This window comes from Microbacterium sp. R86528 (assembly GCF_044596335.1).
GTDB lineage: Bacteria > Actinomycetota > Actinomycetes > Actinomycetales > Microbacteriaceae > Microbacterium > Microbacterium marmarense.
Genome location: NZ_CP138996.1, coordinates 1,926,332 through 1,951,045 on the forward strand (window position 1 = coordinate 1,926,332; position 24,714 = coordinate 1,951,045).

General features: G+C 63.0%; 20 protein-coding genes, 1 tRNA gene and 1 pseudogene. 13 read left to right on the forward strand and 9 right to left on the reverse strand.

The annotated features are described in order from the left end of the window. Window positions 1–15: 15 nt before the first annotated feature. Together SJY18_RS08995 and SJY18_RS09000 are read right to left on the reverse strand one after the other, a co-directional pair. Window positions 16–543 carry an FHA domain-containing protein gene (locus tag SJY18_RS08995; RefSeq protein ID WP_396667299.1) on the reverse strand — a complete coding sequence of 176 codons (528 nt, stop codon included), beginning with the start codon at window positions 541–543 and terminating at the stop codon, window positions 16–18. Beyond that, on the reverse strand, window positions 540–1,283 hold the full coding sequence (locus tag SJY18_RS09000; protein WP_337336707.1) for a DUF3662 and FHA domain-containing protein: 744 nt from the start codon (window positions 1,281–1,283) through the stop codon (window positions 540–542). The genes SJY18_RS08995 and SJY18_RS09000 overlap by 4 nt, the downstream gene beginning before the upstream one ends. Window positions 1,284–1,452: 169 nt before the next feature. Between SJY18_RS09000 and SJY18_RS09005 the strand changes: the two genes are divergently transcribed. From SJY18_RS09005 to SJY18_RS09040, 8 genes and pseudogenes are all read left to right on the forward strand, one after another. Next, window positions 1,453–1,536, forward strand: a tRNA-Leu gene (locus SJY18_RS09005). A 380-nt stretch (window positions 1,537–1,916) separates the two neighbouring features. Then, window positions 1,917–2,123, forward strand: coding sequence for a cold-shock protein (locus SJY18_RS09010; protein WP_337336708.1), 207 nt, complete (start codon window positions 1,917–1,919; stop codon window positions 2,121–2,123). Between the two features lie 212 nt (window positions 2,124–2,335). Continuing rightward, window positions 2,336–3,583, forward strand: a complete 1,248-nt coding sequence (locus tag SJY18_RS09015) for a hypothetical protein (RefSeq protein ID WP_337336709.1) — start codon at window positions 2,336–2,338, stop codon at window positions 3,581–3,583. Beyond that, the gene (locus SJY18_RS09020; protein ID WP_396667300.1) at window positions 3,580–4,830 is read left to right on the forward strand and encodes a polysaccharide pyruvyl transferase family protein; all 1,251 of its coding nucleotides are present in this window, start codon (window positions 3,580–3,582) and stop codon (window positions 4,828–4,830) included. Before SJY18_RS09015 ends, SJY18_RS09020 begins: the two co-directional genes overlap by 4 nt. 383 nt (window positions 4,831–5,213) lie before the next feature. Next, window positions 5,214–5,387, forward strand: a pseudogene (locus SJY18_RS09025) (DapH/DapD/GlmU-related protein); the annotation flags it as partial. Further along, window positions 5,384–6,568, forward strand: coding sequence for a glycosyltransferase (locus tag SJY18_RS09030; RefSeq protein ID WP_396667301.1), 1,185 nt, complete (start codon window positions 5,384–5,386; stop codon window positions 6,566–6,568). The pseudogene SJY18_RS09025 and the gene SJY18_RS09030, both read left to right, overlap by 4 nt. A 187-nt stretch (window positions 6,569–6,755) precedes the next feature. Beyond that, on the forward strand, window positions 6,756–8,231 hold the full coding sequence (locus tag SJY18_RS09035) for a sugar transferase (RefSeq protein WP_396667302.1): 1,476 nt from the start codon (window positions 6,756–6,758) through the stop codon (window positions 8,229–8,231). A gap of 12 nt (window positions 8,232–8,243) precedes the next feature. Beyond that, window positions 8,244–9,194 (forward strand): glycosyltransferase, encoded by a 951-nt coding sequence (locus SJY18_RS09040; RefSeq protein ID WP_396667303.1) that lies wholly within the window; start codon window positions 8,244–8,246, stop codon window positions 9,192–9,194. Here the strand turns inward: SJY18_RS09040 and SJY18_RS09045 are convergent. From SJY18_RS09045 to SJY18_RS09065, 5 genes are read right to left on the reverse strand one after another with little or no spacing between them, the layout of a single operon-like run. Then, window positions 9,183–10,076 (reverse strand): GDSL-type esterase/lipase family protein, encoded by an 894-nt coding sequence (locus SJY18_RS09045; RefSeq protein WP_396667304.1) that lies wholly within the window; start codon window positions 10,074–10,076, stop codon window positions 9,183–9,185. The two genes, SJY18_RS09040 and SJY18_RS09045, sit on opposite strands and share 12 nt — an antisense overlap. Beyond that, window positions 10,073–11,569, reverse strand: a complete 1,497-nt coding sequence (locus SJY18_RS09050) for a lipopolysaccharide biosynthesis protein (RefSeq protein WP_396667305.1) — start codon at window positions 11,567–11,569, stop codon at window positions 10,073–10,075. Before SJY18_RS09050 ends, SJY18_RS09045 begins: the two co-directional genes overlap by 4 nt. After that, window positions 11,566–12,408 (reverse strand): glycosyltransferase, encoded by an 843-nt coding sequence (locus tag SJY18_RS09055; protein WP_396667306.1) that lies wholly within the window; start codon window positions 12,406–12,408, stop codon window positions 11,566–11,568. Before SJY18_RS09055 ends, SJY18_RS09050 begins: the two co-directional genes overlap by 4 nt. 38 nt (window positions 12,409–12,446) lie before the next feature. After that, window positions 12,447–14,009: an O-antigen ligase family protein gene (locus tag SJY18_RS09060; RefSeq protein ID WP_396667307.1), complete on the reverse strand. Its 1,563-nt coding sequence runs from the start codon at window positions 14,007–14,009 to the stop codon at window positions 12,447–12,449. Window positions 14,010–14,021: 12 nt separating this feature from the next. Continuing rightward, window positions 14,022–15,035: a hypothetical protein gene (locus SJY18_RS09065; RefSeq protein ID WP_396667308.1), complete on the reverse strand. Its 1,014-nt coding sequence runs from the start codon at window positions 15,033–15,035 to the stop codon at window positions 14,022–14,024. A 241-nt stretch (window positions 15,036–15,276) separates the two neighbouring features. Here SJY18_RS09065 and SJY18_RS09070 point away from each other — a divergent pair, with 241 nt between their 5' ends. The 5 genes from SJY18_RS09070 to SJY18_RS09090 are packed head-to-tail and all read left to right on the forward strand — an operon-like array spanning window position 15,277 to window position 21,339. Next, window positions 15,277–16,449, forward strand: coding sequence for a glycosyltransferase family 4 protein (locus tag SJY18_RS09070; RefSeq protein WP_396667309.1), 1,173 nt, complete (start codon window positions 15,277–15,279; stop codon window positions 16,447–16,449). Further along, window positions 16,433–17,356: a glycosyltransferase gene (locus tag SJY18_RS09075; RefSeq protein ID WP_337336721.1), complete on the forward strand. Its 924-nt coding sequence runs from the start codon at window positions 16,433–16,435 to the stop codon at window positions 17,354–17,356. The genes SJY18_RS09070 and SJY18_RS09075 overlap by 17 nt, the downstream gene beginning before the upstream one ends. Continuing rightward, entirely contained in the window at window positions 17,349–18,695 is a 1,347-nt protein-coding gene (locus SJY18_RS09080; protein WP_396667310.1) for a wax ester/triacylglycerol synthase domain-containing protein, read from the forward strand. Before SJY18_RS09075 ends, SJY18_RS09080 begins: the two co-directional genes overlap by 8 nt. After that, entirely contained in the window at window positions 18,692–19,261 is a 570-nt protein-coding gene (locus tag SJY18_RS09085; protein WP_337336723.1) for an acyltransferase, read from the forward strand. Before SJY18_RS09080 ends, SJY18_RS09085 begins: the two co-directional genes overlap by 4 nt. Next, window positions 19,258–21,339: a glycosyltransferase gene (locus SJY18_RS09090; protein WP_396667311.1), complete on the forward strand. Its 2,082-nt coding sequence runs from the start codon at window positions 19,258–19,260 to the stop codon at window positions 21,337–21,339. Before SJY18_RS09085 ends, SJY18_RS09090 begins: the two co-directional genes overlap by 4 nt. On the opposite strand, the gene SJY18_RS09095 is transcribed toward SJY18_RS09090, so the two are convergent. Beyond that, window positions 21,316–23,412 carry a bifunctional lysylphosphatidylglycerol flippase/synthetase MprF gene (locus SJY18_RS09095; protein WP_396667312.1) on the reverse strand — a complete coding sequence of 699 codons (2,097 nt, stop codon included), beginning with the start codon at window positions 23,410–23,412 and terminating at the stop codon, window positions 21,316–21,318. The two genes, SJY18_RS09090 and SJY18_RS09095, sit on opposite strands and share 24 nt — an antisense overlap. Further along, a complete protein-coding gene (locus tag SJY18_RS09100) occupies window positions 23,409–24,686 on the reverse strand; it encodes a hypothetical protein (protein WP_396667313.1) in 1,278 nt (425 codons plus the stop codon). Before SJY18_RS09100 ends, SJY18_RS09095 begins: the two co-directional genes overlap by 4 nt. Window positions 24,687–24,714 lie beyond the last annotated feature (28 nt).

Here is a 24,714-nt window from a genome sequence, read left to right on the forward strand (position 1 = left end):
GGTGGGCCCGCCCCGTTACTTTCGCAACTCGAAAGTAGTGGCGCCAACCTTGATCGGAGCGCCCACGATCACCGGCACGGGCGTGGTTACGCGAGTGCCGTTGTGCCATGATCCGTTCGTCGAATCGAGATCCTGCAGCATCCACTGCTCGCCCCACAGCACGAGACGCGCGTGATGGCTCGACGTGTAGTCGTCGCGAATCACCAGGCCAGATTCGCTGGAACGCCCGATCGTGAGCGGCTCGTGACCCAGTGGCAGCTCGAGACCCGCCTTGGGGCCGCTGGTGATGACGATGCGTTCTACCGTGGTGGTGGTGGCTGGGCCCGCTTTCGAGGGCGGCGCGGCCGCAGGCGGCGCCACGGGAGCCGTCTTGTTAGAGGGTGCGGACTTTTGTGAATCCGCTCCAGCTGGTGCGGCATCGGGCATCCGCCGCACTTTCACGCCGAACAGATCCGCTCGAAGCGAGTAGACGACCGCGAACACGAACGCCCACAGCAACACCAGAAACCCGATGCGCAGCAGGAGCAGGGTGAGTTCACTCATGCCAGGGGACCACCATCTCGAAGGTTGTAGGCGCGAGTCGCGTCGTCGGCAGAGAGCTTGGGTTTCGGAGGAGCGGAGTGAGCCACCACGCGGAAGACGATCGCCGTGCGTCCGATTGTCACCGTGGAGTCGGGCGGCAACGCAGCTTCGGTGATCTTATGGCCGTCGAGCATCGTGCCGTTGGTCGAGTTGAGATCGCGGACCATGGCGCGCTCGCCGTCCCACAGAATCTCAACGTGCTTGCGGCTGGTGCCAGCGTCGGAGATGGTGATGTCGGCATCGCTGCCGCGTCCGATCACGGTTCGGGCCTTGACCAGCGGATGCCGCTTGCCTTCAACGTCGACCACGCCACGCCATGCCACTGTGCCGCCCTGGGCAGTGGAGGAGTCCACCCGCAACGTGCCGGTGGATACCTGCTCATCACCGGTCAGGGTGATACTGACGCTGCCCGCGAAGGAGTACCCCTGTGATGTCGCATGCTTGTTGACGAGTGTGAGCAGTTCGTCGTTGAGGGCGTTGCCCAGCGACGCCATATTCGCGTCATCGGCGGGAGAGAGCCGCACAGTAAAGGTGTTCGGAGCCAGGATGCGGTCGCGGGAGACGACGGCAGCTTTCTTGTCGAGCTCGCTGCGCAGCGCAGAGGCGATTTCGACGGGCTGAATGCCGCTGCGGAAGGTCTTCGCGAATGCGCTGTTTACGGCGCGCTCGAGACCTTTCTCGAAACTGTCAAGTAGTCCCACGGAGCTCCTCGGACGGGGGGTGCCGGTTGGTACATGCTAGTTGCAGAGTCTGAGTCGGCGAAGAACCCTCTTGTGTAGTTGAGCTCACGCCCACCAGTTCGAGGCTAGTGCAGGAGGCGTGATATCCTCGGGAAGTTGAGTTCGAGGTTCTTTTTGGCCTTGTCAACATGCGCGGGTGGCGGAATAGGTAGACGCGCTGGCTTCAGGTGCCAGTGCCCGCAAGGGCGTGGGGGTTCAAGTCCCCCCTCGCGCACACATTCTCCTGAGTCGCGACATCGTTTACGAACGAGTCGCGACTCAGGACTTTTTTGTCGGTTCTGACGTAGGCAAGGCCCGGATGCGCGCAGCATAGCCGCTCACGATCTCGCCCGGATTGCTGGTTCGGGCGTCGATAAATCGATACCATATGGATGTCACGCATGGCGTGGCCTATCCGGGGGGATCCGTCGACGTCCGGGCTTCGAGTTTGCTCAGCCCGGGCGTCCGATGGCTGGGGACTTTGATCGCACGCCAGGAGTACGGCTGTGCAACATTTGGGTCACAACGAGTAATTTCCTCGCGATCATCGCCCCAGTTATATAGCGTGGAAGTGATTAGCGCACGGGGCGCTAGCACACCAAAGAACGGCAAGTAATGAGCACGCAGGGTACCGTCAAGTGGTTCAACTCGGAGAAGGGCTTCGGCTTCATCGCTCCGGATGAAGGCGGCGCAGACGTCTTCGCCCACTACACAGCGATCACCGCGAGTGGATACCGCTCGCTCGAAGAGAACCAGCGCGTCGAGTTTGAAATCGCGCAGGGCCCGAAGGGCCTCCAGGCGGAAGACATCCGCCCCCTCTGATTCTCGCTGAGATTTCAATATCTCATCCACATAAGCCGCTCTCGCACAGGTGTGAGGGCGGCTTATGTGCGCGTGGTGTGAGACCTTTACTACCCGGGGGAATTATTCTCGCCGTAACCTGGGAGAAGCACGTCGCCCATACGGTTGAATGACGCGCGCTCACTCCGCACGCGTGGGCCGAAGACGTCCGATTGAAAAGAACGGACCACACATTGGGTGATATCTCACGACGAACGGCGCTTTCATTGCTGTTCGCCGCCGCGCCGGTGACGCTGATTTCATGTGCGCCTGTTTCGCCGGTCGCTCAGACCCCGACGGCTGTTCCGACGCCGACGCCGACGCCGACCAGTTTGGCGGCAACCAGCGCGCCTCGTGGGTCGCTGGTCAACGCGGAATTCGGTCCCACCGGGGCGCACTGGCCGACTCGGACGCCGTTGCTCACAGATGACTTCGACGTCGTGGTCGAAGCGGATTGCAACTGGACCGCCATTGGAAATGCCATCAAGTACGTCGATGAGCGTTCGCGTGAGCTGACCGGGTGCGTGCTGGTGAAGCCAGGGGTTCTGCCTGGTTTCGGAGCGGGATCATCAAGTTCTCCAGTGCTCCAACTGATCGGTTCGGCCGGAAGATCATCGCGAGTGGTGGTCACACCTCGTGATGGCATCTCGAGTGTGAGCTTGGAAGACTCCATTCGCATTGACCGCGTGATCGGCGTCTCTTTCATCGGGTTCTGGACCTTCCCCAATAGCCTGGTGCTCACTTCGGTGCAAGACTTCGCCTGGGCGCGATCGAAGGGTCGTGCGTTCAACATCACCGGCGGTGACTACGTGCCTGCCCAGCAGGTCGAGCTCGTCGAGTGTGTCACGCCCGAAGCACAGGTCACCGAGTCGGATGCATGGGCCTTTCGCACTGGTGACAACGCCGTGGAGGGCATCAGCGTAGTGGGGTGCTACATCGCGCCTTCGTACAAGCCCGACGGATCCAAGTCGCACTGCGACACCCTGCAGCTTTCGGGCAACCCGCTGCAAGACGGCATCACGATCACAGACTCTGTGATCTTCGCATCGACGAACGCAGCATTCATCCCCTCGAGCAACGCGCGGAATGTCGTATTCGATCACACGTTGATCGTTGCGGGCGACCGCATGCTTCAGCGGTATCCGTTATCTGCCGAAGCGAATGCGTTCACATCCGGGCTGCCGGCCGCGGTCAACGGCGCGGGTAGCGTCGGAATACTGTCGGCGCGCAACTCGACGTTGATCGGCAACCTACGCGGCGAGTGGGCGACGGTGACAAACACTATGATCTCGGCCGATGCGTCTCGTATGGTCGTACAGAACGGTTCGTTCACGACGGATTTCGCCTTGGCATCAATTGATACCGCGTGGCTGGAGAGCAAGACACCAATGCCGACCGACGAGCGGTTGTTGTCGATCTGGGGAGGAAGCGAACAAGAATGAAGCTTCCGGCATGGGTCATGAAGCCACTGCGCCATCCGCGAGTGATCCGATTCGTGGACCGCGTATTCATGCGTCTGCAACCCGCGCCGGGGGGAGAAGCACACGTGCTGGTCGCGCCACCTGGTCGCGGCAACATCGGTGATCAGGCCCTCGTGGAAGCGTTCGTCGAAACGGTCGAAGGTCACGTAATCGTCGCGGTGCGATCGACGAGAGACATCGCAGTTGCGCCACGCTTTGCCGGCCGTATGCAGTTGATCGAGCTTCCGGCTCTTGTGTATGGCTCGGCCATGGGAAGGGCCAGAGACCTGCGTCGTCTCGCGGCGGCGGCATCGGACGCGACGACGTTCTCGATCGTCGGTGCAGACATTATGGATGGTGCATACGTGCCACGGGCGTCGGTGAATCGCGCGCTGCTGGCACGCCGTTTTGCGGAGCTCGGGTGGAACACCCGTGTGCTTGGGTTCAGCTGGAACGCTTCACCTCACCCGGTCGCGTTGGATCAGCTGCGAAGAGCTGCCCGCGCTGGCGCCTTGCTATGCGTACGCGACCCGCTCTCGGCGGAACGCGCTCGTCGCGATGGCCTTGAGGTCACCGAGACGGCAGATATCGTCTTTGTTGCGCAGGGCGGCGATTCGCTGGTTTTGGCGCGCGTCTGGCCGACTCTTGTCGACTCCGATCGACTTGCGCTCGTCAATGCCTCCGGTCTCGTCGAAGCCGGCATCGAGCCCTATGTCGCGACGATTCAAACCCTGCGCTCGAGCGGCATGAAGGTGCTGATCGTGCCGCACGTGTCGCGACCGGGCGCTGACGACCTGCCCTTCTGTGATGAGCTCGCGGCGCGGTTCTCGAACGACGAGGGCGTGAGAGCGCTGCGTGCTCTTCTCACCCCGCCCGAGATTCGCGGATTGGGTGCGCGAGCGAGTATCGCGGTCACAGGCCGCATGCATCTCGCCGTGATGTCGACGATGAGCGGCACGCCCGCTCTCACACTGGCCACGCAAGGGAAGGTCGAAGGCCTCATGAACCTGTTGGGCACCCCGCAGCTCTGCCTCGAACCCGGACCGGGACTGGAACAGCGCCTGCCAGAGGCGGTGTCGATGCTCATCGAGAACGAACCCGAGCTTCGAGGTGCGATCCTGGCCGCGCTCCCGACCGTCACCAGCCTCGCGAGCAAGAACTTTGATGGGATGCTGCCCGCGGGCGCGAGAGTCACTTCGAGCGATGGCGCTCACGGAGCCGCCGCATGAACGGCATGAAGCTGATTCAGAATGTGATGCGTGTGCGTGACGCCGCCTTCACAGCCTTCGTGAGAGGCGGCTTTGCGCATATTGGTCGGGGCAGCCGAATCATGCTGCCATTTCGCGCGGGCAACCCGCACAAGGTCTCCATCGGCCGCAACGTTCTCGTGGGGCCTTCATCGTGGTTCATGGTTCCTCGATTGGATACGCCCGGCACCGTGATTCACATCGGAGACCGCGTGCGGATGAACCAGGTCTCAATCGCGGCCGTGCAGGAAGTGGTGATTGAAGAGGCGGTAGCCATGGCGCGGGGGGTCTACATTGCCGACCACATGCACGGCTTCGACGATCCGACCATTCCCATCCGTGACCAGGCGCTGACCCGAATCGCACCCGTGCGCATTCGACGCGGCGCGTGGCTCGGTCAGAACGTCGTCGTCATGCCAGGGGTCGAGATCGGTGCGGGTGCCGTTATTGGTGCGAACAGCGTGGTCACTAGCGATGTCCCGCCGCGCACCATCGCGGTCGGCGCGCCTGCGCGTGTGATCCGGGAGCTACCGCAATGACGACGGGCCGTGACGTTGTCTTCACGTTCTCTTACGAGACGTACGCAGACGCCGAAGCCCGCGGAATGATGCGCCCGCCGGATCGCATTCTTCAGACGCTGCTCAATGCGGACGAGGTCGCGGGTCTGTTGGTCGCGAACCCGTACCGATCTATTCCTAGCGTGCTGCGCGCTGGATTCTCGCCAGAGACCGGCCCGAGATTTGCCGCCAGCAAACGGGGAGCGCTGATCACCCCAGCTCGAATGCGTCGTGCTGATCCTACGAAGCTCGGCGCGATCGTCGGTGAATACCGCCGATACGATTCCGTTCTCAAACGACGCTCTGAGCAACTGGGTCTGCGCGTTCCCGTCATCGTGACAGCAAACCCTCTCGTGGCTGCTTTCTGCCCGTTCGCGTGGGCATCGAGTGTGCTCTACTTCGGGCGTGATGACTGGCTCAGCTCGACCAGCCGGCAGGAGTACTGGCCGGCATACCAAATGGCCTACCGGCAGATACGAGAGTCCGAGGTAGCCGTTGCCGCGGTGTCTCAGCAGATCATCGATCGCATCAGGCCGTTGGGCCCGTCGATGGTTGTTCCTAACGGTGTTTCGCCCGCGGAATGGCTTGCGCCGCTGCCGCCGGAACCGGAGTGGCTGGCAGCGCTTCCAAAACCAAGAGCGGTCTATGCGGGCACGATTGATCAGCGGCTCGACACCGACGCGGTCGCGGCGCTCGCGCACAGCCGGCCAGACATGCACTTCATTTTGCTCGGCCCGTCTCCTGACCCTGACTACGTCAGTCAGCTGCGCGAACTTGCTAACGTGCATGTCCACGGGGGAGTCGGTCGCGATGAGCTCGTGGCAACACTGCGCAATTGCCAGCTGTCGCTGCTCGCCCATCGCCGTACAGCGCTCACCGAGGCAATGAGCCCTCTGAAGATCTACGAGTATCTTGCAGCAGGCCTTCCCGTCGTATCGATCGACCTGCCGCCCGTGCGCGGAATCAACGACCGGGTTCTCGTGGCACCCACTGCCGCGGGAATGGGACCGCTGATTGACCGGGCGCTTGAGATCGGGCCCATGAGCGAGGGCGAGCGACGGGATTTCGTGAGCGAACACAGTTGGGAGTCGCGCCATCGCGTGATTCTCGATCTGTTGATGCGATCGCCATTGTTACATCGAAGTGAAGTGTTTCGGCGCTGACTTTACAGATGTGACCCGCGCCCCCTACCTTTGGTGTTGCCTGGGGGGTTGCTTTAGAGCCAAGGCATAGAAGTATCGCTTCATCCGCTGTGAAACTGGGAATCCAGCGGCCTGGCAATCAGGCCGCACCATTCGTCCGACTGCTGTGCCTGGGGGCACTGTGAGCATGTTGAACCAAGCTGAGTTCGTGGAACCGAGAACGGTCTCTGCGGACTTCGACGTGGTTCCGCGCCAGCCGCGTTCACCCGGGTGGTATCAGCGCGTCGCCGCGGGCGTGCTGATTGGCGACGTACTGGCGATCATGGCTTCTCTGGCGCTGGCGAGCACCGTGCGCTTCGGGGTGATTCCGACTTGGCGTGAACCAATCGACGCGTATTTCGCGATCGCGGCGGCTGCGATCGGATTGGTGTGGCTGATCGCGCTGTGGGCCGTGAGAAGTCGCGCCAAGCGCTTGTTCGGTGAGGGCCTCACCGAGTACGCCCGCGTGATCAACGGCACCCTTGTCGCGTTCGGCTCGGTGGCGGTGGTCTGCTACGTGGCGCAGATCGACTTCGCTCGCGGCTACGTCGCGGTCGCGCTCCCCGTGGGGATCGTGTTGCTCCTTGTGGGCCGGCTGGCGTGGCGCAGGGTGCTGATTCTGCTTCGACGCAGCGGTCGATGTGCCACCGGAGTCATGGTGGTTGGCGCACCTGACGACGTTGCCCGCACGGTTGTCGAGCTGCGGCGCAATCTCGCGGCAGGTTATCGGCCGGTGGCGGTCTCGCTGAGTTCGCCCCTTCACAGGGCCTCGCCGTCCGACCAAGCGATCCTCGACTCGCTTCCGCGCGTGTCGTACGAAAGCGCTGTGTCAACCGCACGCATTTCACGGATCAGAGCGGTGATGATCGCCGGCGAACTTCCCGGCGGGCGCGACCAGATCCGCAAGCTCGGGTGGGCGATGGAGAACTCCCGCGCTGAACTCATCTTGGTCTCACGACTGACCGATGTGGCCGGCCCGAGAATCCATCTGCGTCCGGTAGCGGGTTTGCCGATGGTCCATGTGCAGCTGCCCCAGTACTCCGGCTTTGCACACTCGGTCAAGAGGCTCTTCGATGTTGTCGCCACTCTCGGCGGCCTCCTGCTCATCACCCCTATTCTCGCGATAATCGCGATCCTGATCCGCGCTGGCGACGACGGCCCGGTGCTGTTTCGGCAGCAACGAATTGGCGTAGGCGGCAAGACCTTCACCATGCTGAAGTTTCGCTCCATGGTCGTCGATGCCGAAGCGCAACGAGAACTCCTTGAGAGCAAGCGCCTGGGCAACGACGTGCTCTTCAAGGTCAAGGATGATCCGCGCGTGACTGCCGTGGGGCGAGTTCTTCGGCGTTACTCGCTCGATGAGCTGCCTCAGCTATGGAATGTGCTTCGCGGCGAGATGAGCTTGGTCGGCCCGCGGCCGCCGCTGCCGAGCGAAGTAGAGGAGTACGAGGGTCACGAGACTCGACGGCTGATATCCAAACCCGGTATCACGGGTCTCTGGCAGGTGAGTGGCCGCAGTGATCTCAGTTGGGACGAGAGCATTCGACTCGATCTGTACTACGTCGAGAACTGGTCACTCACGGGGGATCTGCTGATTATCGGCAGAACGCTCGTTCAAATGTTCAAGCACGATGGCGCCTACTAATTGGGGAATGAAATGGCGAAAGCACTTATGGTCTGCTCTGGGGGCGGCCATCTCAAGCAGCTCTATACACTGTCGAGTCGACTGGGAGTCGACCCAGCGGATCAAGTCTGGGTGACGTTCGAGAATGGTTTGTCGTCTTCGTTGCTGGCCGATCGGGAGGTGCACTATGCGCCTTTTGTCGCACCACGCGACCTCGTCAATCTCGCAAAACTGTACTCCGTGGCCAGAAAGGTGATGAAAGCACACACCTATGACAGGGCATTTAGCACCGGTTCAAGCCCAGCGGTCGCGGTGCTTCCCATGGCCGCAAGCAGCGGCGCCCGCACCTATTACATAGAGAGCGCCGCGCGCGCGGACGGTCCCAGCATGACTGGCCGAATCCTGCAGCAGCTACCCGCCGTGCAGACCTACACGCAGTATCCGGCCTGGCAGAGCAAACGCTGGTCGTATGCGGGCTCCATCTTCGATGAGTTTGTGCCGAGCGCGCCCGCAGCGGTGCCGTCGAGCCGGGTGAGCAGAGCGGTCGTCACCGTGGGCACTCAAGAGGGCTACGGGTTCGACCGGCTGTTTGATGCACTTGTTCCGCTGCTCCATGACGTCGACGAAGTGCTCTGGCAGGTAGGACCTCAAGACACGTCGCGCTGGGGAATCGAGGGACGAAACCGGGTGCCCCACGAGGAGCTTTGCGTCGCGATGCGTGAAGCCGATGTGGTGATCTCCCACGCTGGCACGGGCTCGGCGCTTACCGCCTTCGAGCAGGGAAAGTGCCCGATTCTTGTTCCGCGGCTAGCCCGCTACCGCGAACACGTCGACGATCACCAGGTGCAGATCGCTCGCGAGATGCAAAGACGCAAGCTCGCGTTCATGCGCACACCTGAATCAATCACGCCGCGAACGCTGCTGAATGCGGCAAACCGTGCGGTGAGCACTGTCCATCCCTCACCCATGGAGCTATCGGCGTGAGTCCCATTTCTCCAGAGCGACTTCGGCGGCCGGCCAGGCAGCTTCCGCCAACGTTGCCTGCCCTGACAACGACGCATGGAAGTGATCGAGCGGCGACACATCCTCCGCGGTGAACTCGACGTTGTGAACCGCGTAGTCGTCGAACGTGCACTGCTCGATAAGTGAGCAGGCCTCCTGAATTGATGCGTTGTACTCGTCAATCACCGCGTCGATTGCGTCACGTCGCTCTACGTCTTCGGGTTCGTCCGAATCGGCGTCGGCCAGCAGGGATCGGCACGAAGGGCTCTGGCCCCACAGTGAGACCGTCTCGGGGTCATCGCGGCCAAGCTGCCACAGCCACAACAGGTCGGGCACCGAGTATGCGACCAGTTCTGCATCGGGAAGCTCGTTGTGAACGCCTGAGAGCAGTTCGCTGTATGAGGCGTCGAACTCCTCTGGCGTGGTGACATCATCGGTGGATGCGGCGCACGCATCGTTGGCACCGAGCAGAACGAGCACGATGTCGGCCTTCGTGGCGCGGATCGACAGCACCGCCTGTTCGGCGTAAGCGACTCCAGCTCCGATGCGGGCGACCGCGGTCGTCTGCGGCTGCTTGCCGGTCACCGCCGAGAGGCGCTCCGCGATCGAATTCACCTCTGGGTCGGTGCCGACCGCCCACGAGGCCTCTACGCATGCCTTGGCGGTGTCGCATGCGGCAACTGCCAGCGACATCGAGTCGCCGATGACTGCCAGAGAGTCCGCTACTTCTGCTTTCGGCGTCTCTACGGTCTCGGTCACGACCGGCTCAGCTGTAGGCGTGGGCTCAGGCGTTGAGCACGCCGAAAGCACGAGAATCATAAAGCCGGTCATGGCGCCGACGAGGGTGCGAGGATAGCTCATCATTGTTGCTCCGGGGTTGGGGCGGTTCGAGGCTTGCGGGCCCGCTTGACGAAGTCAATCATCATCGCGTAGTCGCGGCGAACAGCGGGAACAGCCGCGGCAGCAGCTGCGACGGCGCCGGCGGCGAGCGTTGCGGTGACGATCTGCAAGATTGCCGGCCAGGCGGTGACGAGAGACGCGGTGGTGTGCGCCACGCCAAAGATGAGAATCGCCAGCAGGACTGGGCGCACGAGCGGCGCCGCGATATCGTGCCATCCGCGAAGGAATGTCCCATGAATCGCAACGGCGAATCCGGGCACCAACAACACCATCGTGACCAGCCCATAGAGCAGCGCCAGTCCGTCCATTCCGTTCCACCAGATTCCGACGAAGAATGCCGCGATGACGAACGGCCGGGTGACGATGTAGTAGACGAGTTGCCGGTGCGCTCGCCCGAGGCTGATGTACAGCCACCCTTGAACGTTGCCCACGGCCTGCGCCACGCCCGCGATCGCGAGCAGCGCGAATATCGTCGCCGCAGCATCCCACCCTGGACCAAGCAGCACCAGCATGAGGGGTTCCGCCACGGCGGCGGCGATGGCGTAGGTGGGCAGTGCCAGGTAGCCGATGACGGTGAGCGCACTACGCACATAACGGCGATATCGCTCGGCATCGTCTTGCAGTCGAGATAGGACGGGCAAGGCCACACGCCCGAGGGGTGCGGTCAATTGCTGCTGGGGGAGGAGAAATAGGGCGTAGGCGCGTGTGTACTGCCCGAGCGCGGCCGGGCCGAGTTGCTGACCGATTATGACGTTGTCGAGGTTGCGCACCGCATAGTTGAGCAGTTGAACGCCGAAGATGCTTCCGCCGGTGCTCACGAAGGGGTGGATGTCTCGACCGACATACGGGCGCCCGAACTTGGGCTTGGCCGCGACCCAGAGAGCGATGAGTCGGTACACCTGGCCGGCGCCAGCGAGAACGATCAGTGACCACACCCCCCAGCCAGCGAGTGCGGCAAGCACCGACAGCCCCACGCCGATCGCCATCGCCATCACATCAATCTGTGCAAGCGTGCCGAACTGCATGCGTCGTTGCACCGCCGCCTGCATGGGCATGGCCACGCCGTTGGCGAGCAGTGTCGGCGCGATCGCGAGCGTGAGCACGATCAGTTGCTGCTCATCGTAGAGAGCTGCGATCAGCGGAGCCGACGCCGCAACGGCGACCATAAGCACGGCGCCCAACAACGTCGAAAACCACAGCAGGCCCGACCACTGCTTGCTCGTGAGATCGCGTGCCTGAATGATCGCCCCTGTCAACCCGAAATCACGAACGAGGTCGGCGATTCCGACGATCGCCATGATCATCGCGACGAGCCCGAAGTCTGCTGGATCAAGCAGGCGTGCGAGAAGCATCGTCGACCCAAGCTGGATCAAGGTCTTGAGCCAGAGTCCGCCCGCCGTCACCGCGGCCCCGCGGGACGCCTTGTGACTGAGGTTGTTGGTCGAGCTGTCGCTCATCGGGTCACGGCTTCCCTCGACGACGAATCGCGAGCCCAGGTGATTGGTCGCTGGCGGTCGCGTCGCGCGCGCAGCTTCACCGAGGCGAATCCGAACAGATACACGGGCAGGCTGGGCCAGAGTGCGGGTCGGGCACCCACTTTGCGCAGCAGGCTCAGGTAGCGGCTTGCAGCGGGTTTCTGCGACGCACGCTGCACATGGGAAGGAAGTTGCTGGTTGCCGCGTTCAATTCGCACTCCGCGGCGGATGTGGGCACTCATGCTGCGCGAGGCGGTCACGACGAAGACGTCGTCGAGCATGATTCGCTCTTCAGCGGTGAATCGCTGCTGAACGAATCGATCGTCTGCAATCAGGTCAGGAAACTCGTCCCATCGGGAACGGCCGCTGGCGTTCACCGCATAGATTCCTGAGCCGATGTGGCCGTCAGTGAGGTAGTCGGACTGTTCCCAGACGCGATAGTAAGCGCGCACTGGCCAGCTGCTCTTCGTCGAGTCGATGACCATCTGGGGGGATGCAACGCGGGCACGATCTTCTGACGCGAGGGCGTGCCGAAGATCGCGCACCGCCGATACAGACACGCTCACGTCACTGTCGATGTACGCGCGTGGAAAGCTCGTGGCGACGAGGTCTCCCGCGTTGAGCGCCGCGATCTTCGAGGCAGTTGCGATCTCGATCACCCGAACCCCCGGCACTGCTCGCGCCTGAGCTGCGGTGTCATCGCTGCAGCCGTTGGCCACCACGATCACTTCGAACTCTCCCGCGTATGCATCGTTCAGGAAGGAACGCAGCGTCTTCGCGACGAGCGCGCCCTCGTTGTGCGCGGGGACGACAATGCTCATCGTCGGGCGCGTCGGCGAGAAATGCAGCTTGTCGGCACTCATACGTTCACGGATCGGCTGCGCGAAACGGCGCTTCGTGCGGTCAGAGCGGGAGGACTAGCGGTCAGCAGCCATGCTCCGATCGCCAGGAGCAGGCACCAGATGAAGAACGTTTGATAGAACCCGAAGGCGTCGTAGAAGAACAGGGCGGCGATGTAGCCACTCATCGACACTGCGACCGCGAACGCCAGGAGAGCGAATCGGGTGTCGTCCTTCGATGTGGTGAATGCAAAGCGAAGCAGCATGCTCGCCGGTGCCAGCGTGAATACAGCAAGGCCGAGCACCCCCACCGCACCGGTTTCAAGAAGAGTGCCGAGCACCTGGTTGTCCAAGATGAATGCATTGCTGTCGTCACCGACGACGATTCTGCTTCCGATGCCCGTTCCGAAGAATGGGCTCATCTGCGCTTCGGCCATCGCCGGCCCGAGGTCGGCAAGTCGCCCGGCTCCACCCCACCCTGGCGACGTCTGCTGGGAAGCAATGAGGCCGTCAATATCGAGAAATGAAAGCACGAGCGTGTCGAACACCTTAGGCAATGCGACCAGGCCGACGAGAAGGCCGGGAACCGCCAGCAGTAAGAGCGCGATACCCAGGTTGGGGCGCAGCACGATCGTGAGCAAGAGCATGACCCCGAGCACGATCACGGCGGTGCGCGAGACAGCAGAAAGCACGCCGCCAAGCAACACCAGCACGGCGGCTCCGTAGACGATTCGTCGAGATATCTCGTTCATCGGCCGCTTGCCGTAGCGCGCCAAGTAGATGGCGAGCGGAATCAGCATGCAGAACATCACAGACAGGGCGATGGGATGCTGCGACGATGCGTATGCGCGATAGCCACCTGCGCGAAATGATTCGCTTTCGTCGGTGAGCAGTTCGAGCGGAAGAATCGTGTTCAACCGCCAAAAGAGGTTGACTCTCGTGGCGCGCTCGAACATGGCCATGACGGCGACTGCCACACCGCTCCACACCAGTCCGAGCAGCAGTCCTGTGACGATGCGTTCGGTAGTGAGCAGCTGACGCACGATATAGAACGTCGAAAGCAGCAGCAACACGTTGATGAGCGCGCCGACAGCCGATGAGGCGAGGCCGTCTTCGACAAGGCTTGTGCCGTTGGCCACGATGGAAATGACGAGCGACGCTACAAAGATGCCAATCGGCCAACCGAATGCTACGGGTTGCCAGACCCGATTGCGATCGAGCAACAGCGCGGCAACCAACGCGAGCACGAGCAACACGAGCATGATGCGATACGGCTCGAGCTCGAACGGCAGCGGAATCGGAACTGCGTATCGCCGCACGGGTATGAACATGATGACCGCGACGAGCATGGTGAGGCCGGCGACCCAGGTGAAGACCAGCCTCCGGGCGAGGTACAGGATCGACACGAAGACCAGCATTCCGGCCGCCGCCAGCGGGGGCAGCAGCAAGATTGCCGCGAACCCGATCGCCGCGACGATCAATGCCGCGACAATCTGGCGACGCACCGGAATCGGCGCGCGCGTGTCTGATTCATCCCGCTCGATATCGGGACTACTCCGCTGCGGTGGCAATGAAATGCTCATGCGGCCCGCACCTTAGGGTGCAGGTTCGCTGGCGAGCGACGGATCTTCCGCGGTTGGTGCGTGGGTTGTGGCGCGCTTCGGCCGTCGCGCGCGCCGGCCCTTCACAGAGCCTGAATGAACCTCGCTGTCGACAGATTCATCTGCGTCATCGACGGTCTCTTCTGGCGCGTCATCGATGGTCTCTTCTGGCGCGTCATCGATGGCCTCGTTCGTGTCGGCGGGCGCCGCGGGGTGATCGCCGTGCGACTCGTTCGACGTTGCCTCATCGTCGGCATCCCTGTTCTGCAAGCGTGATGATCGCACGCCGCCAATGATGAAGGCGGCTACGACGAAGAGCAGGAAAACGCCCAAGAATGCGACGGCTACGGGGATTGCAGGGTTGCTTCCCTCGAGCTCTGTTGCGACGGGGGTGTCGAGCACGCTCACGACCACACGATCAGAATCCGGGATGTTGGCCTCATCCTGCTGCGTGATCATGTCGTCGATGAAGACGTTGGCAGCTGTCGCCGAGATCTCTTCGGCTCGTTCTTCAGAGGTGGCTAGACCGATGACGCCGATGAGGGGCAGTGAATACTGACCGGGAAACGCTTCGCTTCCGCCTGGCTGCGTCGTGCGCCTCACCGCGCGAAGGCTCTCGGTGTCAGAGAACTCGCCTATCTGGCTCTCTACTTCGCTCTGCACCGGCGAGCTGCTGAGAATGTATGCGAACAGAATCGCTTTGGAGGGCAGGTCGACTTGTTCAGGTTGTGTTTGTCCCTCAACAAGCTGCTGGCCCGGAATGACCGCTTGGAACATATCGGCGGTCGGATTAGAGAGCAGGAGCGTTGTTTCTGCGGAGTACTCAACAGTCGCGCGGGACTTCACCTCTCCATCGGTGATTGTGAAACCGGCGAAAAATGCCACGACCGCTGCGACCACGGCTCCCACAATCAGCAGCCACTTGCTCTCCCACAGCACCTGCAGATACCTAGGTACATCCATCGTTCGCTCCCCCAGCCCACCCCAGCAGGCAATGATCGATTGCATGCGCCGCTCTTCGGAACGAAATCCGCTGAACGCGAAGTCGGCACCCAATGACCATAGTGGGCGCGGAAGGTCGTTCGCATGTTGCCAGGATGTTAATGGTGCGCGACGATTCGGTGCGAGGGCCATCGACTGCTTGCCCCTACACTGTCTGAAGCCGCAAAGTGGTGGCGGGGACTGGGCGTGGCCTGAGTGCAGGCGACCTTAGCTCTTACCCGGATTGACGACTTTTGGGGGGTCGCGGATGCGGATACTGATTTCTTTCCCGCACTCGCTCGGCGCGACGGGGATTGGCTGGTCTGCCTGGAATCAGGCGGACTCACTGATCAGAGCAGGACACGAAGTCCACGTGGTGGCGGCGAGTGTCGGGCGTCCGATCGTTGGCGCGGCATCTGTCACCACGACGCTGTCGGCTCGTCGTTTGCGTGTGCCGCATCGTGCAATCGGTCGAGAGCGCGCATTTCGCTGGCACGACCTGCAGGCTCGCCGCACCTTGGCGCGCACCCCGGTCGACGTTGTGCACCTGTGGCCGCTGGGCGAGGGACTGACGGCAGCCGCTGCTCGGGCATCGGGGGTCGCGGTGGTGCGAGAAGCGCCGAATACACACACCGAGCGAGCATGGCGAACTGTCGGTGCTGAGACGCACCGGCTCGGCATCGTGGCCGAGCCCACCGCGCACACCCCCTCTGCCAGCCACCTCCGGATGGAGCGCGCTGAATGGGCTGCATCCACAGCCATCCTCGCCCCTTCACAAGCCGTGCGGGATTCGTTCGTTGCCGAAGGTTTTTCGCCTGAGAGGGTGTTGCGTCACCGCTACGGATACCGCCCGGGAACGCGACGGCCGCGTGTTCGTTCAGCGGATCCGAGACCACTTCGCGTGGTCTATGTGGGTCTCGGAGAGCCCAGAAAAGGGCTTCACCATGCGCTGCAGGCGTGGCGCGCATCGCGCGCCAGCGTGGATGGCACGTTCACGGTCATCGGACGCATGCTTCCCGCGTACTCCCGCGCGATCGCTAGTGATCTCGCCCAGCCGAGCGTCCGCGTTGTCGGTTTCAGCGACGACGTCGAAGCCGCTCTCGCTTCGGCCGATGCGCTGGTCTTGCCGACAGTCGAAGAAGGCAGCGCTCTCGTGACGTATGAAGCCCAGGCGATGGGTTGCGTTCCGCTTGTCTCGACCGCCGCGGGGGCGGTGATCGAAGATGGCGTGCAAGGGTTGCTCCACACGCCGGGTGATGTGGCAACGCTCACCAGTCAATTCGATCTGCTTGCCAGCGATCGCGCTGTACTTGCGCGCCTCAGCAAAGCAGCGCTTGAGCACGCGTCGCACTTGACGTGGGACGCGGCCGCCATCGAGTTGCTGGCGGCCTATCAGGTTGCCGTTCAGATGGCGGGGAGATCCGATGCCGTCGGCCAGTGACACGACTGTGATCGTCTGCTCGCGTAACCGCGCCGACATGCTCGCCGACGCGCTCGCCGCGATCAGTACGACGTCACCGCCAGAGATCGAAGTCTTGGTGGTCGACAGCGCAAGCGACACCGACGACACGCGCCAGGTCGCACTGGAACGCAACGCTCACTACGCGCGATCAGGAAAAGGACTGAGCATCGCCCGCAATGTCGGCATCACCACGGCGGCGCGTCCGATTGTGGTCTTCACCGACGACGACTGCTTGCCTTCCCCGGGGTGGATAGAGCATCTGCTCTCGGGATTCGACTCCGAATCAGTTGCCGCGGTGACCGGGCGGATGCTGGATCACACGGTGAGTGCTGACACACCATACGCTCGGCCTCGGCGGTACGACGCGCCACTCAGTGGACTCGACGCCGGCCACGGGGCGGTGATGGCGTTTCGTCGTGAGGTTCTGTTGCGACTCGGCGGGTTTGACGATGTGATGGGGGCCGGACAGCGACTGGCCGGCGCCGAGGACCTCGATATCTTCATAAGAATCCTGCGCGCGGGGGCAACGATCGTGCATGACGGCGCGTGTGTCGTCACCCACGCAAACACGCGCGTGGGTGAGGCATATGTCCACTTGCATCACGGCTACGGACTCGGACTCGGCGCGCTGGTCGGAAAGTGGCTTCGGCTCGACTTTCTGTTCGGGGTGCGCGTGTTTTGGACTCTTTTGCGCAGGTCACTGGCGCGGATCGCGCGCGCCAAGCGCGGCGGTCGTGCCTCGCCGCAAGATCGAGCGCTCATCACGGGCGTGTTTGAAGGCATCCGGGAGGCGCGTGCGATTCCACTGCTGGGAGAGCGTTTCGTGCCCGCATGGTCGCCTGATGGGCTGCCGACTCTGAGAGCAGACGGAGTTTCCGATGAGTAAGCCGCCAGTACAGATCGACTTGATGCGCACGCTCGATGAGCAGAACATCAATTCCAGCATCGCGTTCGAGGCAATGCATACCGGAGCGGTGCTTGTGATGGACGGCGCGCCATACCTGAGGGCGGATGGCGGCATCGATCGTCCCAAGGTTCTTGAGCAGCTGGCACGCGCGATTGATCGTGTGCCGGAGTTTCACCTGAAGCTCATGTCTTCACCGCTGGGGCTCACCACACCCGCGTGGGTACCAGATGCGAACTTCGCACTTGAGTCTCATGTGACCTTCGACGACACCCCGATCGACCTCTCGGCAGCCACTGTCGCTCAGGTGGCGGGTTTCGGTGAGGCAGTGTTGCCCGACGATCGTCCGTTGTGGGATGTGCGCTTCACCGTGTTGACCACGGGTCAGATTGCGCTCGGGTCGCGCATGCACCACGCCGTCGGCGACGGCGAGTGGGGCTTCAGCGTGATCCGTCGGTTCACGACAGTGCAGGCGGAGCCCGCTGACGCAGAGCGCGAAGTGTTGACGCTCGGCCGGGCCCCCGCAAGCTCGTTTGCCATTCCAGTGCACGCCGCACGTGAACTGGTCAAGTCCCGCGACTCGGTACGCGGTGTGTGGCATGAATACTGGCGCAAGCCGATGCGCAAGCGCGTCAAGCGGCTGGCCGCTCGCAATGCCCGATTCGCCAAGGAGTATTGGATCCGTCGCACCGGCCTTCGCGCACGCATGCTGCCGCGAACTCACCTCGCGCTGTTCGACGTCGAAGTGTCGTCGACCGTGCGCCGCGCCGCAAAGCTGCGCGGATCGTTGACCGACTTGCTGGTCGCCGCAGCGATGGGCGCCGTCGATGATGACGACCGCGGTGTGGATGTTCTCGTGCCGGTGTCGCATCGGCGCGGCAACGCGGGCGTCGATGCACGCAACCACGTGTCGATGGTGAGGGCTCACGCAGAACCCGAATCCGATCTCAAGACGCGCGTCGCCGCGGTGCGCTCGATCGTGCGCAAGATCGTCCGCGGCGAGAGCGACGACGACATAGCTCCAGGCCGGTTGGTTGGCTACGCCACGCTGATGCCGTTGGCAGAGCAGCCGGTGTGGTTTGGTGAGGCAAAGGTCGATCGCGTCGTCATTCTTCCGGCAGGTGATCCGCGCAGCGAGGTCTCGGTGTTCGGCACCGTCTACGGCGACACGCTCTCTGTCACAGTGGTTTCGCGTCTTGAGCTCGACGTCGACGCGATGGCAGATCGTGTTCGCGACGCATTGGCACCTGCTTCTGCTGAGGCAGGAGCCACGAGCGTGATGCCGGGTGGCAACCAAGCAGACAGGACTTCACAAGCATGACCCGAATCCTGCGCGCTATCGCCTCGGTGCTTGACCCGCGCACATATCTGCACGGGCTGCGAGTTCTGCACTTCTACGGCTACTCCTACGTGAGCCAGGTCCGCAAGCTCGATCGCGGCGACAACGTCTCGTTCGCGCCGAACGTGTCGTTTCGAAATGCTGAGCGAATCCACCTCGGCAGCGGAACCCACATCGGAGAGCACTCGACCCTCTGGGCCGGAAACTCGAGCGGACAGATCTTTGTGGGAGAAAAGGCACTTCTAGCACCGCGCGTGACGCTCACCGCCTCTAACTACGCGATCGTGAGGGGCACGGCACCGATGGACCAAGAAAAGCTCGAACAAGACATTGTGATCGGTGCACGCACCTGGCTGGGCGCGAACGTGGTAGTTCTGGCCGGAGTGACCGTCGGAGACGACGCGATCGTCGCTGCTGGCGCGGTCGTGACCAAGGACGTTCCCGCCAACGCCATCGCGGGTGGAGTTCCGGCACGGGTGCTTGGCTGGCGCCCCGATGCGCTGCCAGCCAAGACCGTCGACTCCCTTACCTCTCGGACAGAACCGTGAGCGCTCCACGAGTTGACGTCATCATCGTCAACTACAACACTTGCGAGCGCACGATCGAGTGCATCGAGTCGGTGCCGCGTGGCGCGAATTCTGCCTTTCGAGTGATCTTGGTGGACAACGGCTCCAGTGATGGCAGCGTCGAACGGATCGGCGCAGCGTGTCCTGACGTGAAGATCATCGATGTCGGCGAGAACATAGGATTCGCGCGCGGGGTCAATCGCGGAGTTGCGGAGTCCGATGCGGTGTACGTGCTGCTGTTGAATCCCGACACGACTGTTCTTTCAGGTTCGTTGGAAGCGCTGGTCGCTTTTGCAGAACTCAACCCGGAGTACGGCATCTACGGTGGGCGCACGGTCACCGAGGATGGCTCACTCGATCCTTCGTCGTGTTGGGGCGCTCCCACGCTCTGGTCCCTTGCGTGCTTCGCGACAGGGGCAAGCACCGCGTTCAAGCAGTCTGCTGCGCTAGACCCCGAGTCGTTGGGGGGATGGGCGCGCGACACGGTCCGCGAGGTCCCCGTCGTTACCGGATGCCTGCTTCTGGTCGGCCGGGCCGATTGGCAGAGAATCGGCGGTATGGACGAGCGCTTCTTCCTCTACGGAGAAGACGCCGAGTTTTCGGCTCGAGCCCGCGCCGCGGGGTATCGACCCGTCATCGTCCCAGAGGCCGTGATCCAGCACGATGTCGGCGGCTCGACGGGCTCGACCGGTCGAAAGATGGCGATGGTGATGGCGGGCAAGGTGACGTATCTCTGGTGTGTGTGGACTGCACCAGCAGCGCTCGCTGGAGTGCTCTTGCTGCAAGCCGGGGCAGGCTTGCGGGCCGGTCTCGAAGTGGCCACTCGAAGCGCAAAACGTACATGGCGAGACGTCTGGGCGAACCGCCGGGCGTGGCGCAAGGGTTACCCGAGCGCGGAGCGAACTCTCTTCGGACGCCAGCCGCGTCTGGTGTCGCGGCAGCTTCGGGTGCAGGCCGAACCCGCATTTCGCACGGAGGGGGCAAATCCCTACAACGGCAGCTTGTATCGCTCGATCCAAGTTCACGGCGCGCACGTGCGTGATCTCCAATACTGGCGACTGGTCACCCACCGCACCGATGTCGTGCATCTGCACTGGCCCGAGTTGTCATTCTTGTCAGGTTCGCGCTGCAGTCTGCATATTGTTCGGCTGGCGTTGTTCTATTCAGCGTTGGCTTTTGCGCGGCTTCGCGGCACGGTGCTCGTGTGGACGGTGCACAACGTCACGTCGCACGAAGAGCGATCTTCGCCGCACATTCGCCGAGTGGCGCAAGGGCTGCTTATTCGCAACGTTGACGGCATCATCGCGCTGTCAGAGCAAGGGATCGACGCTGCGCGGCAAGCGTATCCGCAGCTCGTCGACGTGCCCGCGGCGGTGACTGCACATGGCCATTATCGGAACGAGTATGACTTCGCAGTGCGGCCCGACGAAGCGCGGAAGTCTCTCAACCTGCCCGCTGACGGCCCCGTCATAGTCGCCATCGGTCAACTTCGCCCATACAAGAACATCCCGCATTTGATTGAGGTGTTCCGTTCGCTGGACTCCGACGCGACCCTGTTGATTGCAGGCAAGCCGTCGCCCATAGAACTCGAGCAGCAGATCCGCGAGGCCGCGGGCGACGACCCGCGCGTTGTTCTCGATCTGCGGTTCGTGCCAGACGAGGATATTCCCGTCGTGTTGGCGGCGAGCGATCTGGTGGTGTTGCCCTACAGTCGCATCCAGAACTCCGGTTCAGCCATTCTCGCCGCGTCGGCAGACCGGCCGGTACTCGTGCCCGACCTTGGTGCAATGCGTGAGCTGCAAACTCAACTCGGCGAGGAATGGGTTCAGCTCTTCGACGGTGAACTCACCGCCGAAGATCTCAAGGCCGCGATCGAATGGGCGACGACCTCTCGTCAGGATGCGCGCCCCAACCTCGCGCCGTTGGAGTGGGATGTTATCGGTGAGCACACTCTTGATGCGTACCGACTGTTTCGGGCAACAAGGCAAAGAAACCGGCGGCGCTTGTCACAGCCGTGGCGCGCGAGCGGTACCGGCTCAGTCCTTCTCTCCCCGCAGTAGCTCGAATCCTGCCCCCGCGAACTGGCGCACGGTCGCGTCGGGCAGGAACGCACGCGTGAGGGCCCCGCCGACACGGGTGAGGTCGGCTTCATCGCGGAAGAGCAGATACATCGTTTCGTAGCGGGGGTGGAACTTCTGCTTGAAGCGGTGCAGTGATGCAAAGCCGTAGACCGGTTCAAGAGCGTCAGCGAGCTTTTTGCTCAGTGCGGCAATCATGCCGGCGTCTGCGGGGTAGTCATGGGCGAGCGGTGCACCAGACAGCGACATGATCTGGGCTCCCTCTTCAGAGAACAGCTTTGCAGAAGAGCCGATGAGAAACTCCATCACCGGTGCGAAGCCACCATCACGCCGCCGCATCAGGTCGAGCGTCCAGCCGCGCGCCTGTCCATCTGCCCCGTAGACCGGCAACCAAGAGAGAAATCCGTCGACATCTCCCTCGGGTGAAAGCGCAAGAGCGAGGCGCACCTCCGGATCGGCTGCCTCGTCGAGCGTGCCGAGGGTGAATCCCATCTCGGGAAGACCCTTGTCGCCGACCCACATCTCTGAAATCGCCCGCAGCTGTTGACGAACGCCCCATGTCTCTTCACCAAGCGTCGTCATGCGAAAGGTCATGTTCTCGCGTCCAGCGCGGTTGAGCGACGTGCGCACTGAGCTCCAGCGCTTTCCCGTGAAGGCGAGTCCTTCCAGATCGACGATGGTGTCATCGGCGACGACAATGCTGCGCCAGGTTGGGGGCACCGCCTTCTTGGTCTCTTCGTCTGAACTGAAGAAACACGGCACGAGGCCGGCGTCCTCAGCCATGCTGATGAAATCAGTGACTGCCTTGGCTCGAGACCCTGCCGGGCCAATCGGATCAGCGAGAACCAGGGCGACACCGTTGCGCCGTTGGTAGGTCAGGATGCTGTCGCCGACGCGAGCGTATTCGTTGCCGTCCCACGTGCTCATCCACGAGAGCGTTCCGCCACCGTGCGAGTGGAGAGCCTCTTTCACTTCCGACAGCGCCGGCGTGGGCTGATCACCGAGCGAAGACTTGCGTCGGGAACGGAATGCTCCTCCCACGCGAAGCAGATAGATGGCAAATGCTGTCCACAGCACCGAACTCGCCACGGCCAGTTCGGTTTCGCTGTCAAGGGTGCCTTCGACGACAGACTCCGATACCAACACGATGAAGATCACCACGACGATGCCCGAGAGCAGGTTGATGGCCGCAAGAATGAGGCTGATGATCCAGGCCCAGCGGCGTCCTCGCAGTAGTCCGCGCCCGATCAGGATGAGCACGAGAAGGTCGATCGCGACGTCGACAAAGCCGCCATCGGCGGGTTCGGTCGGTCCGAACATGCCATCGGTGGGCACCAACAGCGTGACGATCTCGAGCGCCACGAGAAAGGTGATTCCGACCACTGCGAGCAATCGCTGTTCGCGCACCGTGGTGCGGCGGACCTTGAGCGAGCGGTCTACCGAGAGCACGAGTACGACGGCGAGCAGATGCTCGACGTCGGCGAGCTCGCCCCAGTAGAGAACCGCAATTCCCACGAACGCCAGCAGCACAAGCCACGCTCGCACTCGCCAGGGCTGTCTCAGCAAGCCGATCGCTGCCGCCAAGCACGCCATCGTTCCGCCCGAGGCTCCTACATCCAGCGCGGCGGCTTCGGTGATCGCCCAGTTCCATGGCAGGCGGGCGAGCACCAAGAAGAGCAGAGACGAGGCCAGTACAGCGAAGAGCTGGCCGATCGTGAAATATGCCAGCGCCACACGCCATCCACGACGCCACTCGAGGTAGGCCATTCCGGCGAAGCTGAGGATGGTCGGAACGTACACCCACGGCAATACGACAAAGAAGGTGCCGGTGACGGGAGTCCACCAGCGACCTGCCTCGAGAGCGGGAAGGCCGTAGGCGACGACGTCGAAGGTCGGGCTCTGCTCGAACGGCGACCAGAGACCACCCCAGATGATGCCGCTGGCGAGGATGATGCCGATAAGCGAGATCGTCGCCGGAATATGCGCGACGAACGCGACGAAACCGGGCCGCTGGCGCGGAGCCACGTCGTCGGGCACTGCAGGGGAGCCTGTCATGGCATCTTCTTTCGTTGCTGCTCGGAGTCGTAGTCGGCCAGGGCGCTGGCATCTTCAGCGTGCAATCGCGCTCGCCGTGCGGCATCGAGAGCGGCCACGGGGTCGCTCGCTTGGCGAGCGTCAGCCAGCGATGCTTGAGCTGCAATCAAGCGCGATCGCGCATCGGCGCTTGTGGAGGAATGGCCGAGGGATGCTTCCGCGTGCGCGATGGCGATGCGCGCGGCAGCCAGAGTGCCGGGCAGTGCGGTGCGCGCGCCTCGGATGCGCTGCTGCGCAGTGTTGGCATCGCCCACGGCCAAATCGAGGCGATCACGTACTCGCGCGATCTGGTTGACGGCGTCGGTGGGGCGACGGGCAGCATCCACCTCGATCTTGTTCAGCTCGGCATCGCACGTTCGAATCTCATTGCCCAAAAGGTCGCTCGCTTCGGCGCCGAGATGCTCACGGATCACGATCGCTTGGCGCACTGCGGTGCGCGCTGCGGCGAGTTCGTCGCTGAGCGCAGCCGAGGCCTGCGCCGCGAGCCGGTGCGCCTCCTCGAGCGCGCGAGCGTCGACCTGTGCGCTGCGAAGGCTACGCTCTGCTGCGGCGAGTTCTGGCAGCGCAGCGCGCGAAGGATCCGCTGCTAGTTCGATCGCTGCGGCGAGGTGCCGCTCCGCATCTTCGACGGCGGCAAGGGCGCCGTGGGCCGCGCGCGCGGCGGGCTTCCACTCTTCGGCGTCGTAGCGCGCCGCCATCGACGATACGAGCGCCTCGGGGTCGCCCATCGAATCACGAAGCTCGCGGAGTCTCTGTTCGGCGGCTGCGATCTGGTCGGACGCTGACACGTTCGCCGCCATCCACTCCGCGTGCGCAGCACGGGCGCTCGCGATTGTGGCGAGTGCGGCCTGCGCCTGCGCCTCGATGCGGTTGGCCACTCGTCTGATCTCGGCCGGGTGCACGTGCGTTGCGCTGATCGCCTCGAACCGAGCAAAGGCGTCATCGCGAACGCGTTGCGCGCTCAGCCTTGCTCGTCGCAGCGACGTGGGGGCGTGGCCGCCGTAGAGCGCACCAGAGAGTGCTACCTCGAGTTCAAGCTCATCGACGGCATCGTCCAGGCGCACCAGTGTGATGCCCGCGCGGGAGCGCACCTGCTCGGCTCCGGCTCGAGCGCGAGGCGAGCGACGCGCGCGCCTGATCGCCCAAATTGCCGCCGCGATCACAATCGCGGCGGTGACGAAGACGACGACCGCAGGAACGACCCACTCGAGAACTCCGCGTGCGGTGTCATCCATCTGCGGGCCCCCTTAGTTGTCGGTGTCG

Excerpts from the sequence above, each read along its gene's own strand:
- SJY18_RS09080 (WP_396667310.1), top strand. The coding sequence starts at position 17,349 with ATGAGTAAGCCGCCAGTACAGATCGACTTGATGCGCACGCTCGATGAG.
- SJY18_RS09065 (WP_396667308.1), bottom strand. The coding sequence starts at position 15,035 with ATGCAATCGATCATTGCCTGCTGGGGTGGGCTGGGGGAGCGAACGATG.
- SJY18_RS09055 (WP_396667306.1), bottom strand. The coding sequence starts at position 12,408 with ATGAGCATTGTCGTCCCCGCGCACAACGAGGGCGCGCTCGTCGCGAAG.
- SJY18_RS09095 (WP_396667312.1), bottom strand. The coding sequence starts at position 23,412 with ATGACAGGCTCCCCTGCAGTGCCCGACGACGTGGCTCCGCGCCAGCGG.
- SJY18_RS08995 (WP_396667299.1), bottom strand. The coding sequence starts at position 543 with ATGAGTGAACTCACCCTGCTCCTGCTGCGCATCGGGTTTCTGGTGTTG.
- SJY18_RS09030 (WP_396667301.1), top strand. The coding sequence starts at position 5,384 with ATGACGACGGGCCGTGACGTTGTCTTCACGTTCTCTTACGAGACGTAC.
- SJY18_RS09075 (WP_337336721.1), top strand. The coding sequence starts at position 16,433 with ATGCCGTCGGCCAGTGACACGACTGTGATCGTCTGCTCGCGTAACCGC.
- SJY18_RS09100 (WP_396667313.1), bottom strand. The coding sequence starts at position 24,686 with ATGGATGACACCGCACGCGGAGTTCTCGAGTGGGTCGTTCCTGCGGTC.
- SJY18_RS09060 (WP_396667307.1), bottom strand. The coding sequence starts at position 14,009 with ATGAGCATTTCATTGCCACCGCAGCGGAGTAGTCCCGATATCGAGCGG.
- SJY18_RS09020 (WP_396667300.1), top strand. The coding sequence starts at position 3,580 with ATGAAGCTTCCGGCATGGGTCATGAAGCCACTGCGCCATCCGCGAGTG.
- SJY18_RS09050 (WP_396667305.1), bottom strand. The coding sequence starts at position 11,569 with ATGAGCGACAGCTCGACCAACAACCTCAGTCACAAGGCGTCCCGCGGG.
- SJY18_RS09040 (WP_396667303.1), top strand. The coding sequence starts at position 8,244 with ATGGCGAAAGCACTTATGGTCTGCTCTGGGGGCGGCCATCTCAAGCAG.
- SJY18_RS09045 (WP_396667304.1), bottom strand. The coding sequence starts at position 10,076 with ATGATGAGCTATCCTCGCACCCTCGTCGGCGCCATGACCGGCTTTATG.
- SJY18_RS09085 (WP_337336723.1), top strand. The coding sequence starts at position 18,692 with ATGACCCGAATCCTGCGCGCTATCGCCTCGGTGCTTGACCCGCGCACA.
- SJY18_RS09010 (WP_337336708.1), top strand. The coding sequence starts at position 1,917 with ATGAGCACGCAGGGTACCGTCAAGTGGTTCAACTCGGAGAAGGGCTTC.
- SJY18_RS09070 (WP_396667309.1), top strand. The coding sequence starts at position 15,277 with ATGCGGATACTGATTTCTTTCCCGCACTCGCTCGGCGCGACGGGGATT.